Origin of the sequence: Mesorhizobium huakuii (genome assembly GCF_030160235.1) — a bacterium.
Taxonomy (GTDB): Bacteria; Pseudomonadota; Alphaproteobacteria; order Rhizobiales; family Rhizobiaceae; genus Mesorhizobium; species Mesorhizobium huakuii.
On record NZ_BSNY01000012.1, the window covers coordinates 199,284 to 212,130 of the forward strand.

Here is a 12,847-nt window from a genome sequence, read left to right on the forward strand (position 1 = left end):
TCCTCACGCCGCTAGTTCGTAGCGCGCGATGGTTTGCTTGAAGATGTTCAGGAAGCGGCGGCCATCGAGATCGGTGCAGATGCGGGTGGTCTTCGGTCCGCCGCCGGGCAGCAATTGCCGGCCGCGATGGGCAACCGTCTGCCCACGCGCAAGGCGCCCGTCCAGCACGACATCGACGAAGAGTGGTTCGGTCATGGTGGCGAGGCTGGGGTCGAAGGCCAGCGCCACGGTGATGACGTCGTCCATCGGGAAGCCGACGAGGTCGAAGAACTCTCGCCAGATGTCGATGTAGATCGGAAAGCTGTCGGCGATCATGTCGAAGACGGCATTCTTCCGGGCAACGGCCTGCATGTCGGCGATGTCGTCGCGCGTCAGCATCGAGGCGGCGACGCGGTTGTCCTCGCAGATGTCGAGCGGCACCAGGATCTTCTCTACATCGGCATTGAGCACGATGCGCGAGGCCTCCGGATCGGCCCAGATGTTGTACTCCGACAGCGGCGTGATGTTGCCGGGCGTCTGGAAATTGCCGCCCAGCACCAGCAGCCGCTTGAGCGCGCCCGTCAGGCGCGGCTCCTGCAGCAGCGCCATCGCCGCGTTGGTCAGCGGCCCGGTCGTCACCAGCGTGATCTCGCCGGGATTGGCCATGACCGTATCGATGATGAAATCGACCGCGTGTCCCCGTGTTGCCGGGCGGACAGGCGGCGGCGCCGGCGGGTTGAATTTCTTCAGCCGGTCGCCGAAGCGGGCAACCAGCCGCTTCTCGAAATGCACCGGCGCTTCCATGTCGGCCTTGGCGTTGCCGACGATCGGCCGCCACGCGCCGGCGTGGACCGGTATGTCGTCGCGCCCGGCAAGCGTCAGCGTGTTGAGCACGACATTGGTGACCTGCTCGATCGGGCCTGCCGCACCGGTGACGGTGGTGACGCCTTCGAGCCGGACATTCGGGTTCGCCGCGGCAAACAGCACGGCCAGAATATCGTCGCCGGCAGAATCCACGTCGAGGATTATGCGTTCCATGAGAGTTCCTTCATTGCGGATTTTTGTCGACCGGGGAGCTGTTCCTGTCCACCGACAGAAGTTTCTGCATCGATGCCAGCGTCTCCTTGATGATTTTTGGCCGCGCCCGGTAGGAGAGCGCGAACAGCGCCGTCAGCGCGACGACATAGGGCACGGTGAGCACCAGATAGGACGGGAAGCCGAAGGTCTGCAGGCGCAGCGAGAAGGCATCGGCGAAGCCGAACAGCAGGCAGCCGGCCAGCACTTTCAGCGGATCGCCATTGGAGAAGATCAGGATCGCCACCGCCATGAAGCCGCGGCCCGAGGACATGTTCTCGGTGAACATGGTGATGTAGCCGAGCGAGAGGTGCGCGCCGGCCAGTCCTGCCAGCAATCCGCACAGCAGCGAGGCGATGTAGCGGACGCGGGTAATCGAGATGCCGAGCGCCTCGGCGGCTTCGGGCTTTTCGCCGACGACGCGGATGTAGAGGCCGAGCCGGGTGCGGTTGTAGAACAGCACTAGCAGCGGCACGGCGATGAACGCGACATAGACGATCGGCGTGAAGCCCGAGACCAGCGGCGCCCAGGAGCCGAGCAGCGCCTGGGCGCCTGGTATCTGTACCTTGGGCAGGCCGACAATGCCGTGACCGACGATCGATCCGCGCGTGCCGAAAATCGCTTTCATCAGCGAGATCGTCATGCCGCCGGCAAGGATGTTGAGCGCCAGCCCGACGACCACTTCATTGGCCCGGAACGTCACCACCAGCACGGCAAAGGCAAGCGCGAAGGCAAGCGCGGCGGCGACGCCGCAGGCCATGCCCGCGAATGCCGAACCCGTCCAGATCGAGCCGATGACGGCGAAGAAGGCGCCGGCCAGCATCTGGCCCTCGAGGCCGATGTTGAAGATGCCGGCCTTGGTGGTGAACGATCCGCCGAGCGCCACCAGGAGGATCGGCGCGGTGGTGCGAAGCGTCGCCGCGATCAGCGCGACGTTGATGAGCTTGTCTAGAATTTCCATCGCCGCTCCCCCGCCTGGCTGTCGCCGCGGCGTTTGATCAGGACCTGCGCCGATACGCTGAGGATGATCAGCGCCTGGATCACGGTGATGATTTCGCGCGACGCGCTGGTGTCGACCTCGAGCAGCAGCGACCCGCTGCGCAGCGCGCCGAAGAACAGCGCCGTGACGATGGTGGCGACCGGCGAGCCGTTGGCGAGCAGGGCGGCGATCAGCCCGTCAAAGCCGAAGCCCGGAGCAAATCCTTCCATGAAGCGGTGATGCACGCCGAGCGTCTCGACGCCGCCGGCGAGGCCGCCGACGGCGCCCGAAAGCAGCAGCACGACAAAGCCCTGCCGTTTGACGTTGACGCCACCATATTCGGCGAATTTCGGCGCCGATCCGACCATGGTCACGCCGTAGCCCCAGCTGGTGTAGCGGAAGACCAGCGCCACGCCGACCGCCAGCAGCAGGCCGATCACCAGCCCCCAGTTCAGCCGCGAGAAGGAAAAGATCTCGGGCAGATAGGCGGTCGCCAGGATCGGCGGCGTCTCCGACCAGCCGCCGGGCCGCTTGAACAGGAAGATGGTGAAATAGGAGGTGAGCAGAACGGCGATGTAGTTCGACAGGATCGTCGAGACGACTTCGTTGGTGTTGTAGCGGGCACGGAAAAAAGCGGGGATGGCGACCCAGGCAGCACCCGCGACGATAGCGAGCGCCAGCGCCGCCAGCATATGGATGCCCGCGGGCAGGGAGAAGGTGAAGCCGACCCAGGCGGCGGCAAATCCGCCGAGGAACAGCTGGCCCTCGATGCCGACATTGAACATGCCGCCGCGCAGGCCGATGCACGCCGCGACGCCGCAGATCAGGATTGGCGTCGTCTGCAGCAGGGTGCCGGCAATCTTTTCCTGGTCGCCAAAAGCGCCGCGCAGCAGCGTCATCAGGACACGCACAGGGCTTTCGCCGACCAGCAGGATGATGATAGCCCCCAAGAGCAACGCCACGCCGACGGCAATGATCTGGCCGGAAAAGGCGCGCAAACGGTCGCTCATCATGCGGGCTCCAGCTGCGGCGAAACACCCGCCATCATCATGCCGATCCTGTCTTCATCGGCGTCGTCGCCGGCGACTTCGCCCATGATCCGTCCGTTGAACATCACCAGGATGCGGTCGGCGAGTGCCGCGAGTTCGTCCAGTTGCACGGAAATCAGCAGGATGGCACGGCCGGCCGCGCGCTGGCGCATGATCTCGTCATGGATGGCTTCCTGGGCGCCGATGTCGACGCCGCGCGTCGGCTGATCGACCAGCAGGAAGTCGGCGCCGTTGGTGAATTCGCGCGCCAGCACCACCTTCTGGATGTTGCCGCCGGAGAGCCGCTTGACGGCGTCGCCTGCTCCTTGCGCGCGAATGTCGAAGCTCTTGATCAGCGCGCCGGCATTTCCGGCGATCGCCTTCCAGTCGAGCAAGCCGTTGTGGCTCCATGGCGCGCGGTGCTGGCGGCCCATCAGCGTGTTGGCCGCGATCGACGCATTGCGATCGACCCCGCGCACCATGCGGTCGCCCGGGACATGGGCAAGGCCCGCCTCGCGGATCGCGGCGGGGGAGAGCGTGGTGAGGTCCTGACCTTTCAGCCAGGCTTCGCCATGGCTTGCCGGCCGCAGGCCTGAAAGCACTTCCGCCAGTTCCGTCTGCCCATTGCCGGCGACACCCGCAATTCCCACCACCTCGCCGGAGCGGACGGCAAAGCTGGCGCCACGGACAGCCGGCAGCCGGCGATCGTCGCGCGCCCAGAGATCCTTGACGTCCAGCACGATGTCGCCGTGCAGGGCCGCGCGCGGCCGCCGGTCGAAACTGACCTCGCGGCCGACCATCATGCGTACCAGTTCGTCCTTGCTGAGTTCCGATGTCTGGCGCGTCGCCACCTTGCGGCCGTTGCGCAGCACCGTCACCGTGTCGGACACCTCCATCACCTCTTCCAGATGGTGCGAGATGAAGATCACCGTCATGCCCTCGGCCACGAAGCTGCGCAGCGTCTGGAACAGTTCGCGGCTCTCCTGTGGCGTCAGCACGGCGGTCGGCTCGTCGAGGATGATGGTGCGGGCGCCGCGCACCAGGACTTTCAGGATTTCGATGCGCTGCTCGATGCCGACCGAGAGCAGCCCGACGCGCTCGGTCGCATCGACATGCAGCCCGAAACGCTTCGACAGTTCCTGCGTGCGCGCGATCTGCGCGGCATGGTCAATCAGCCCGTGACGACGGATCTCCATGCCGAGAAAGACATTGTCGGCAACCGAGAGTGAGGGAACCAGCTTGAAATGCTGATGCACCATGCCCAGCCCTGCCTTGATGGCGGCGGCCGGGTCGGCGACCACCGTCGCCTCGCCATTCAGCCGGATCGAGCCTTCGTCCGGCTGCAGCAGGCCGAACAGGATGTTCATCAGCGTCGTCTTGCCGGCGCCGTTCTCGCCGATAATGGCGTGGATTTCGCCCTGGCGCACGGCGAGGTCGATGCCGTCATTGGCAATGAAAGTGCCAAAACGCTTGGTGATGCCTGTCAACTCGACGGCCATCGCGGCTGTGCTGTGGAGGGTCGGGGACCCCGGCGCGTTCGACACGATGCTCTCGCAGATTGGGGGGCTCTCGCAGATTGGACACTGATCCGCCACGGCATGCCGCGACGGATCAGTGTAGCGCTTTCTTGGGAGGGATGCGCTGTCGCTGGCCTATTTCGCCTTGGCGATGACGATCTTGCCGTCGAGGATCCCCTTCTTGATCTCGTCGAGCTTGGTGGTCACGTCGGCCGGGATCTTCGGGGCGATGTCGTCGCAGACCTTGAATTCGACGCCGCCCGATGCGAGGTCGAAGGTGCGGGTGCCGGCGGTGACCTTGTTTCCGCCGACCTCGTCCTTGATCAGCGTGTAAACGGCGATGTCGCCGCGCTTCAGCATGCTGCCGAGCACATTTCCAGGAGCCGTGCCGCACATGTCGATATCGACGCCGATCGAATATTTGTCGGCGGCGGCACTTGCCTGCATCACGCCTTCACCGGTTGGGCCGGCGACGTTGTAGACGATATCGGAGCCCTGGCCGTACAACGCCTGGGCGAGCTCGCTGCCCTTGGCCGGGTCATCGAAGGTGCCGGCGAAGACGGAGTTCACCTTGACATCGGGCGCGGCGTACTTGGCGCCCTGCTCGTAGCCGCCGAGGAAGTTACGGATGACCGGAATGTCGCGGCCGCCGACGAAGCCGATTGCCTTGCCGTCGCCGATCTTGGGAAATTCGCTGCCCTTGGCCTCGATCATGCTGGCCAGGGCGCCGGCGACGAAGGAGCCCTGTTCCTCGGCGAAATTGGCATAGATCATCTTGGGATTGTCGAGCACGCCGTCGATGAAGACGAAGCGCTGGTCGGGATATTCCTTGCTGACCTTCTGCAGCGAATCCACCAGCTCCCAGCCCATGACGAAGATGAGGTCATACTGTTTGCCCTTGGCGAGATTTTCGAACTGCTCCTGATAGTCGAGGGCGCGATTGCCGGTGTCGACCAGCTTGAGGTCGATGCCGAAATCGGTCTTGGCCTTGTTCAGGCCGTTGACGATCGAAACGCCGAAGCCCTGTGCGAAATATCCCGAGATGGCGGCCACCGAAACCTTGGTCTGTGCGGCGGCCGACCCCAACGAAACGGCCAGCATCGTGCCGGCCAGAAATAAACTCTTGAGCGCCCTTTTCATGTCATTCCCCTTCAGCTTTTTTCAGCTTTTGAAGCCACGCCTTGACCATCCCCACATATCGCCGGAGGGCTGGCGAGTTCGTTGATGGTCATATGAGTTTAGGAGCGGCCAAACAGGCTGTCAATCGCCATCCGATGCAGTTTTCCAGGCCCGTCTTTGGCGTCCACCACCAATGCGCTTGACAAATATCAGCGATGCATAATTGTTGATACTCTAACGAGTTTTCATGAATGACGGGGCGAAGGATACGCGCAATGCCAGCTGTGGTGGTCAGGAAATTTCTGGTCCAGGTCGAGGAGATATTCCATGAGGGTGGTCCCCCCGCGGCACGCCCGCCCAAGCGCGGCGCGATCGTCGCCGTCATCACCAACCCCTTTGCCGGACGCTACGTCGAAGAGATCACCGGCTTCATGGAGGATCTGAAGCCGCTCGGCCTTGAATTGGCGCGACGCCTGATCGATGCGATGGGCGACGGCGTCGCCGCTGTCGAAGGCTATGGCAAGGGCGCCATCGTCGGCGCCGCCGGCGAGCTTGAACATGGCGCGCTGTGGCACAATCCGGGCGGCTACGCGATGCGCGAACTGCTCGGCAACGCCAGGGCCATCGTACCCTCGACCAAGAAGGTCGGCGCTCCCGGAACGCGCATCGACATACCGATCACCCATATCAATGCCTCTTATGTGCGCAGCCATTTCGACGCGATCGAGATCGGCGTTGGCGATGCGCCGCGCAGCGACGAAATGGCGGTCATCCTGGCGATGACGACGGGCTCGCGCGTTCATGCACGGGTCGGCGGTCTGGCGGCGGCCGACATCAAGGGCGAGGACGGATTGCGATGAACCCGGAAATCCGCCGCATCATCACCATCGTCGAGGAAACCCGGATCGAAGGCGGCCGCCCCGTCGACCCGCCGACGCGGCGTGCAGCGGCGATCGCGGTGATCCGCAATCCCTATGCCGGCACGTTTGTCGAGGATCTGTCGGGGCTCGTCGATATCGGCGAAGCCCTGGGCGACATCTTGCCCAGGCGGGCGGTGGCTGCCCTCGGCATCGCCGGCGATCAGGTCGAGAGCTTCGGCAAGGCAGCCGCGGTCGGCGCCGACGGCGAGCTTGAACATGCCGCCGCCATCCTGCATCCAAAGCTTGGCGCACCGTTCCGCGATGTGCTGGGCAAGGGCGCCGCGCTCATTCCTTCGTCGAAGAAGCGCGGCGGCCTCGGCGTGCCGCTCGACATTCCGCTCGGTCACAAGGACGCGGCGAAGGTGCGCAGTCATTTCGACGGCATGGAGGTCCGTGTCCCCGACGCCCCGCGTGCCGACGAGATCGTCGTCGCCATCGCCGTCACCGATTCCGGCAGGCCGCACCCCCGCGTCGGCGGGCTGACCAAGGACAAGATCGTCGGGGTTGACGGTGTGAGCTGATGCCTGCGAAGGCGTGCTACGCAGCCCTGACTTCCGGCACCCGCATCGCCGGCGGGGTGTTGCGGCTCCGGCCGGTCCGCACCTCGCCGTCGATGACGACCATGCCGATGCCCGGCAAATTGCCGAGCGAGACACTATCGAGCAGCCCGTCACCGGCGCCTCCGATCGCCTGATCGATGAAGATCAGGTCGGCGGCACGGCCAATCTCGATAATGCCGCGGTCGGCCAGCCCGCGCACGCGCGCCGTGTTGCCGCTGGCAAGACAGAACGCCACTTCCGGCGCAATGCCGCCTACTGAAGCCAGCATCGTCAGGGTTCTCAGGATGCCGAGCGGCTGCACGCCGGACCCGGCCGGGCTGTCGGTGCCGAGGATGACGCGTGAAAGTTCGCCGCGCTGCCTTGCCATGTCGAGCACGAACAGTCCGGTACGCAGATTGCCGTTGTGGACGATTTCAAGCGCGCGCGAACCGTTCTCGCAGATCTGCCGGATTTCGGCTTCGGGAAGTGCGGTCGGTCCGCCATTGACGTGGGCGACGATGTCGGCGTCGACCTCCAGCACCACATCGGCGCCGATGCGGCCTGAGCCGGGCAGTGAGGGACCACCCGTATGGGTCATCGAGGTCATGCCGTATTTGCGCGCCCAGGCGATCATCTGCCGGCCGGTCGGGCCGTCCTTGACGCCGCCAAGCCCGACTTCGCCGACAAGTGTCACGCCGGCTTCGGCGAGGTATCGGAAGTCATCCTCGACCAGGCCATGTTCCAGGATGGGGGCGCCGGCCAGGATCTTCATGCCGTTGGGGCGGAAGTTGGAGAAGGTCCGCTGCGCCGCGATCGCCAGCGCCTTCAGCCCGACCAGGTCGCGCGGCCGGCCCGGCGTGTGAACCTCTCCAGCCGAAATGATTGACGTGACGCCGCCGTGGACGGTCGAATCCATCCAGCCGATCTGGTTCTGCCGCGGCGTCCAGTCGCCGGCCACCGGATGAACATGGTTGTCGATCAGCCCCGGCGCCACCGCGCAGCCCATCGCATCGATGATCGTTGCCTCATTGCCGGCGTCGACGTCGCCTGCCTTGCCAAGGCCTGATATGCGCCCGTCGGTCACGACGATGGTATCGGCATCCAGGATCGGCTTGCCGAGGTCACCGCTCAGCAGGAGGCCGATATTGCGGACGACGAGCGTGTTGGCAGACGACTTGGGGTCGGACGACATTGCTTCTCATTTCTGCTGGTCGGAAGGTCTGGGCGCGGCTTACTTGCTGCCGTCGCCATTCGATGGATCGTCGTCATTGATGCGCTTGAGCAGGCGCAGCAGCGTCGTCTGCTCGGCGGGTGACAGCGGCGACAGGAAGCGCCGCCCGACCTCGACGCTGCGTGCGAGCCGCTCAAGCGTGTATTCGGTGCCTTTTTCGGTCAGCGCGATCATCGACAGGCGCTGGTCGGTGTCGGAAGCGCTGCGCGTGATCAGCCCGTGCTTGAGCAATTTGCGCATGACGATGCTGATGGTCGACGGATCCATCGCCGTCAGCCGGCCAAGATGGTTCTGCGAGACCTCGCCATGCTTGAGGATCGTGGCAAGGGCCGCGAACTGGGTCGGCGACAGGTCCTCGCCGGCCATGACCTGCTGGAAACGCAGCGTCGCGCGCTGGTGCGCCTTGCGGATGATGTGCGCCGGGTGAAGGTCCAACGCGTATCCGGTCTCGGCGTATCGGTCCAGCACCTGCTCGCGGGTCAGCGGTTCCGCATTGCCGCGCGGCTTCGCTGTCGTGCTTTTCTTGGATTTCTTTTCGGTCGTCAAACCGGACTCCTGTTGCCTGTGTCGGATGCCGCCGGCCTTGGATGGTTCAAGCCGCGACTTCGATCGGTTGCAGCGACGTCCCATCGCGCAGCGCCGCGACGACATCAGCGGAATCGCTGACCACGCCGAAATGCGTCGCTATGTCGTAGAGCGAGCTTTCCTGCTCGCGCGGTCCGGTCGCCGCGCAGCAATCGCTCGGCACGACCACCTCATAGCCCTGGAAAAATGCGTCGTGGACGGTCGATCGCACGCAGATGTTGGTGACCACGCCGAAGATGACCAATTGGTCGATCTGCATGTCCTTGAGCGTCAGGTCGAGGTCGGTCTGGAAGAAGGCCGAGTAGCGCCGCTTGATGACATGGATCTCGTCATCGCGGGCGCCGAGATCCTCAATGATTTCCGGTCCCCAGCTGCCTTCCAGGCAATGCGGCGTGCGCTTCACCCATTCGCGCTCGCGGCGCATGCCCGGCCGGTGCGCATCGTGAACCCAGATCACCGGCACGCCGCTCGCGCGGGCGGCCTCTATAACGGTCAGTTGCGGCCCGACCAGCGTCTCGTATCCAGGCAGGACCATGGCCCCGCCCGGTTTGCAGAACTCGTTGACCATGTCGATGACGATAATGGCCGCGCGCTTCGGATCAAGGCGCATCGCGTCATCGTGCCGATGTGAGGAAAAAACGTCCACGGCCATGGCGGGACTCCTTTGGTCGATCGTTGATACTCATACAAAAAACCCTGGCGGATGCCAAGTCAATCCCGTTCGACGCAAAGCTGTGGCCACGGCCTTGCGCACGCCGCTGCGACAAGCGTATGCGCTATTTGTCCAGCGCGATATGGCCTTGACAGGGGATAGTAATCATGTGCTCGATTTGTATGACCATCAATGATAATCAAGCCGTCGTGTTTGTCGCGCCGAGGGCCGTGATATGCGGACGATCGTGACCGGAGCAAGCGGCCTGCTTGGCTGCCACGTCGCCGAGGCCCTGCTTGCCGCCGGCCATGATGTGCTGGGCATCGATACCGTCGCGCCTGTCGGGGGCAGATGGCGTCACGCAACCGCCGACCTGACGGATCTGGGATCGACCCTGCAGCTGGTGCGCGATTGCGATGCCGTCGTGCATGTCGCGGCCATTCCGCGTCCGACCGGGCGGGCCGGCGGCGAGGTGTTCAGGACCAATGTCGCGACCGCCTACAATGTCGTCGAGGCCGCCGCCATGGCCGGTATCGGGCGCTTCGTCTATGCCTCGTCCTTCAGCGTCTTCGGCTATCCCTTCTTCGAGAAGACGGTCATTCCGCCCTATCTGCCGGTCGACATGAACCACCCGGTCGGCGCGCAGGACCCGTACGGCCTGTCGAAATGGCTGGGCGAGGAAATCGTCGACGCGGCGGTGCGGCGCGGCGCCTTCTCGGCGGTCAGCATCCGCATGCCATGGATCCAGACCCCGCAATCCTTCTTCGCCGGCGTCGGTCCGCGCCGCGCCACCGCCGAGAGCGCCCGCGACCTGTGGGCCTATCTCGACGCGCGCGACGCCGGGCAGGGCTTTCTGCGGGCATTGGAATGGCAGGGCGAAGGTCATCTGCGCGTCCTGCTCGGCGCTGCCGACACCTTCATGGAGGAAGAGACCGAAGCGCTCGTGCGCCGCGTCTATCCGGGCGTCGCCCTGTCGCGGCCGATCGCCGGTTTCGGCTCCGTACTCGATACGGCCCATGCGCGCGAAACGATTGGCTTCGCGCCGGAGCATTCATGGCGTTCCTACCCAAAGCCGGAGACCAATGGATGAAGCGGTTCGACCAGAAGAAGGTCCTTGTCACCGGCGCCGCCGGCGCCATTGGCAGTGCCGCGGTCCGGCGTTTCCTCGACGAAGGCGCGCGGGTCGCCATTGTCGACCGCAATGGCGCGTCTGCGCGCGAGCTGGCCCGCTCTCTCGGCGACAACACCATCGCCATCGAGGCCGACGTCACCGACGAGGCGCATGTGCGCGGGGCCGTCGAAACCACCGTGGAGACATTCGGCGGGCTGGATGTGGTGTTCAACAATGCCGGCATTTCCGGCGTCGTCGCCCCCGTGCACGAGCTACCAGTCGCGGATTGGGACACCATCATCCGCATCAATCTGCGCGGCATCTTCCTCGTCTTGCAAGCCTCGCTTCGGGCGATGATCAAGGCCGGGACCGGCGGCTCTATCGTCAATATGGGATCATCCATGGCCGGCTGGGACGTGCTTTCCGGCGGCGCCGGCTATGTCGCCTCCAAACATGGCGTCGTCGGGCTGACGCGGGTGGCGGCACTCGACGCCGCGCCCTACGGCATCCGCGTCAATGCCATCTGCCCGGGCGTGATCGAGACGACGCTCGGCGTGCCGGCCTCCGGCGACGGCGATTTCAAGAGCAGCGCCCAGCATTTCGCCGACCGCATCCCGTTACGCCGCATCGGCCAGCCGGAGGATGTCGCGGCCGCCGTGGCTTTCCTCGCCTCGGACGAGGCAAGGCACGTCACCGGCGTCGACTGGTTGATCGACGGCGGCCAGACCTTGCAGAGTTGGGCCAACGCGCCGGCCGGCAACGCGTTTCCAAAATATCGGTAGAGGACAGGCGTGCGAGCCCTTCGTGTCAGAGGCCGAAGCGATCCTTCAACCGCCCCGACAGGATCGCGGCCTTCACCCCGAGCGGCCAGAAGCGGTGAAACCGGATTGGCTTGACCGGCGATATCGGCATGGGAAACGGCGACGTCTCGCCGCCTCGTAGGCGTTGCGCCAGGACGGCGCCCATCGCCGAGGCCATGGCGATGCCACGGCCGTTGTAGCCAAGGCAGATCAGCACGCCGTCCTCCGGCTCATGAATGTGCAGAAGATGGTCCTTGGTGATCGCAACCCGGCCGTTCCAGCCATGTGTCCAGCGTGTTCCGGCAAGTGCTGGCCACAGCCGCAGCGCGTAGTCGGTGAGGTAGCGGATGGCGGAAGCATCGTCGATCGGTTTCATCGGTCCCCGGCCGCCCATGAGCAGGCGGTTCTGGGCGTCGATGCGGTAGTACACGGTGATGTTGCCGGCTTCGTAGACGACCGGTCTTTCAGGGAGAATTGCGGCCGCGACCGCCGGCGCAACCGGTTCGGTCGCCGCGATCGCGCTGAACACCGGAACCAGTGACTGCTCCAGATCAGGCCACAGGGCTCCGGTATAACCGTTGGTCGCGACAAGCACCTTCTCGGCGCTGACAGAGCCGTTGGCGGTTGTGAGGATCCATCGTCCGGCTTCCCGCTTCAGCGAGAGCACTTCGCTGCCGCCGAAAATCCGCGCGCCGGCGTTTCGCGCGGCGGCTGCCAGGCCGATCGTGTATTTCAAGGGGTGGAGGTCACCGCCGCGGGCGTCGAACATGCCGGATATATAGCGGTCGGTTCCGGTTCGCGCCGCCATCGCCTGTGGGTCCAGCATGCTGACCGGCATGCCCCGCCGCTCGCATTGCGCGGCGGTGGTCCGCACCGCGGCTTCCGGCTTCGGCCGGATCGCCGCGCGGATCGTGCCGTTCTGCCGGGCATCGCAGGAGACCGACAGGCGCTTGATGAGGCCGAAGGTGAAATCCGGCGCGCCATAGGAAAAATCGATCATCCGCGGTCCAAGCTCGGGGCCGAACATCGCCTCGATCGTGTCGGGATCGTATTTGAGACCGGGATTGACCTGGCCGCCATTCCTGCCCGAAGCGCCCCAGCCCGGCTGCTGGGCCTCGATCACGGCGACGTCGTCTCCGGCTTCCGCCAGATGCAAGGCGGTGGAAAGACCGGTGAAGCCGCCGCCGACAATGGCGACTCTTGCCCGCTGCGCGCCGGCAAGAGCGGGGTATTTGTCCGTGTCGTCGGCCGTTTCGCGGTAGAGACTCCGGGGCGGGCTGCTTTCGAGCATATTGGACATCGTCAAAGGGACC

13 protein-coding genes are annotated in these 12,847 nt (G+C 65.0%); 4 read left to right on the forward strand and 9 right to left on the reverse strand.

Annotation, left to right across the window (positions count from 1 at the left end):
• Nucleotides 1–3: 3 nt before the first annotated feature.
• From QQK95_RS05720 to QQK95_RS05740, 5 genes are all read right to left on the reverse strand, one after another.
• Entirely contained in the window at nt 4–1,017 is a 1,014-nt protein-coding gene (locus QQK95_RS05720) for a nucleoside hydrolase (RefSeq protein ID WP_284269829.1), read from the reverse strand.
• 10 nt (nt 1,018–1,027) lie between these two features.
• Entirely contained in the window at nt 1,028–2,014 is a 987-nt protein-coding gene (locus QQK95_RS05725; RefSeq protein WP_284269830.1) for an ABC transporter permease, read from the reverse strand.
• Complete coding sequence (locus QQK95_RS05730; RefSeq protein WP_284269831.1) at nt 2,002–3,042, reverse strand: ABC transporter permease; 1,041 nt, start codon at nt 3,040–3,042, stop codon at nt 2,002–2,004. The genes QQK95_RS05725 and QQK95_RS05730 overlap by 13 nt, the downstream gene beginning before the upstream one ends.
• Entirely contained in the window at nt 3,042–4,559 is a 1,518-nt protein-coding gene (locus tag QQK95_RS05735; RefSeq protein WP_284269832.1) for an ABC transporter ATP-binding protein, read from the reverse strand. Before QQK95_RS05735 ends, QQK95_RS05730 begins: the two co-directional genes overlap by 1 nt.
• A gap of 153 nt (nt 4,560–4,712) precedes the next feature.
• The gene (locus tag QQK95_RS05740; RefSeq protein WP_284269833.1) at nt 4,713–5,717 is read right to left on the reverse strand and encodes a BMP family lipoprotein; all 1,005 of its coding nucleotides are present in this window, start codon (nt 5,715–5,717) and stop codon (nt 4,713–4,715) included.
• Nucleotides 5,718–5,971: 254 nt separating this feature from the next.
• Here QQK95_RS05740 and QQK95_RS05745 point away from each other — a divergent pair, with 254 nt between their 5' ends.
• On the forward strand, nt 5,972–6,556 hold the full coding sequence (locus tag QQK95_RS05745) for an amino acid synthesis family protein (protein ID WP_284269834.1): 585 nt from the start codon (nt 5,972–5,974) through the stop codon (nt 6,554–6,556).
• On the forward strand, nt 6,553–7,137 hold the full coding sequence (locus QQK95_RS05750) for an amino acid synthesis family protein (RefSeq protein ID WP_284269835.1): 585 nt from the start codon (nt 6,553–6,555) through the stop codon (nt 7,135–7,137). Before QQK95_RS05745 ends, QQK95_RS05750 begins: the two co-directional genes overlap by 4 nt.
• 16 nt (nt 7,138–7,153) lie before the next feature.
• Here the strand turns inward: QQK95_RS05750 and QQK95_RS05755 are convergent, their stop codons facing one another.
• From QQK95_RS05755 to QQK95_RS05765, 3 genes are read right to left on the reverse strand one after another with little or no spacing between them, the layout of a single operon-like run.
• A complete protein-coding gene (locus QQK95_RS05755) occupies nt 7,154–8,347 on the reverse strand; it encodes an amidohydrolase family protein (RefSeq protein ID WP_284269836.1) in 1,194 nt (397 codons plus the stop codon).
• 39 nt (nt 8,348–8,386) lie between these two features.
• Nucleotides 8,387–8,932, reverse strand: coding sequence for a MarR family winged helix-turn-helix transcriptional regulator (locus QQK95_RS05760; RefSeq protein WP_284269837.1), 546 nt, complete (start codon nt 8,930–8,932; stop codon nt 8,387–8,389).
• A gap of 46 nt (nt 8,933–8,978) precedes the next feature.
• Entirely contained in the window at nt 8,979–9,623 is a 645-nt protein-coding gene (locus QQK95_RS05765) for a cysteine hydrolase family protein (protein ID WP_284269838.1), read from the reverse strand.
• A 235-nt stretch (nt 9,624–9,858) separates the two neighbouring features.
• Here QQK95_RS05765 and QQK95_RS05770 point away from each other — a divergent pair, with 235 nt between their 5' ends.
• Entirely contained in the window at nt 9,859–10,713 is an 855-nt protein-coding gene (locus QQK95_RS05770) for an NAD-dependent epimerase/dehydratase family protein (RefSeq protein ID WP_284269839.1), read from the forward strand.
• Nucleotides 10,710–11,516 carry an SDR family NAD(P)-dependent oxidoreductase gene (locus QQK95_RS05775; protein ID WP_284269840.1) on the forward strand — a complete coding sequence of 269 codons (807 nt, stop codon included), beginning with the start codon at nt 10,710–10,712 and terminating at the stop codon, nt 11,514–11,516. Before QQK95_RS05770 ends, QQK95_RS05775 begins: the two co-directional genes overlap by 4 nt.
• Before the next feature lie 25 nt (nt 11,517–11,541).
• On the opposite strand, the gene QQK95_RS05780 is transcribed toward QQK95_RS05775, so the two are convergent.
• Entirely contained in the window at nt 11,542–12,825 is a 1,284-nt protein-coding gene (locus QQK95_RS05780) for an NAD(P)/FAD-dependent oxidoreductase (RefSeq protein ID WP_284269841.1), read from the reverse strand.
• Between the last annotated feature and the right edge of the window lie 22 nt (nt 12,826–12,847).

Bases quoted from the DNA above. Each gene is read 5' to 3' on its own strand.
- QQK95_RS05765 (WP_284269838.1), bottom strand. From the start codon at position 9,623: ATGGCCGTGGACGTTTTTTCCTCACATCGGCACGATGACGCGATGCGC.
- QQK95_RS05740 (WP_284269833.1), bottom strand. From the start codon at position 5,717: ATGAAAAGGGCGCTCAAGAGTTTATTTCTGGCCGGCACGATGCTGGCC.
- QQK95_RS05755 (WP_284269836.1), bottom strand. From the start codon at position 8,347: ATGTCGTCCGACCCCAAGTCGTCTGCCAACACGCTCGTCGTCCGCAAT.
- QQK95_RS05780 (WP_284269841.1), bottom strand. From the start codon at position 12,825: ATGCTCGAAAGCAGCCCGCCCCGGAGTCTCTACCGCGAAACGGCCGAC.
- QQK95_RS05730 (WP_284269831.1), bottom strand. From the start codon at position 3,042: ATGAGCGACCGTTTGCGCGCCTTTTCCGGCCAGATCATTGCCGTCGGC.
- QQK95_RS05745 (WP_284269834.1), top strand. From the start codon at position 5,972: ATGCCAGCTGTGGTGGTCAGGAAATTTCTGGTCCAGGTCGAGGAGATA.
- QQK95_RS05720 (WP_284269829.1), bottom strand. From the start codon at position 1,017: ATGGAACGCATAATCCTCGACGTGGATTCTGCCGGCGACGATATTCTG.
- QQK95_RS05725 (WP_284269830.1), bottom strand. From the start codon at position 2,014: ATGGAAATTCTAGACAAGCTCATCAACGTCGCGCTGATCGCGGCGACG.
- QQK95_RS05770 (WP_284269839.1), top strand. From the start codon at position 9,859: ATGCGGACGATCGTGACCGGAGCAAGCGGCCTGCTTGGCTGCCACGTC.
- QQK95_RS05750 (WP_284269835.1), top strand. From the start codon at position 6,553: ATGAACCCGGAAATCCGCCGCATCATCACCATCGTCGAGGAAACCCGG.
- QQK95_RS05735 (WP_284269832.1), bottom strand. From the start codon at position 4,559: ATGGCCGTCGAGTTGACAGGCATCACCAAGCGTTTTGGCACTTTCATT.
- QQK95_RS05775 (WP_284269840.1), top strand. From the start codon at position 10,710: ATGAAGCGGTTCGACCAGAAGAAGGTCCTTGTCACCGGCGCCGCCGGC.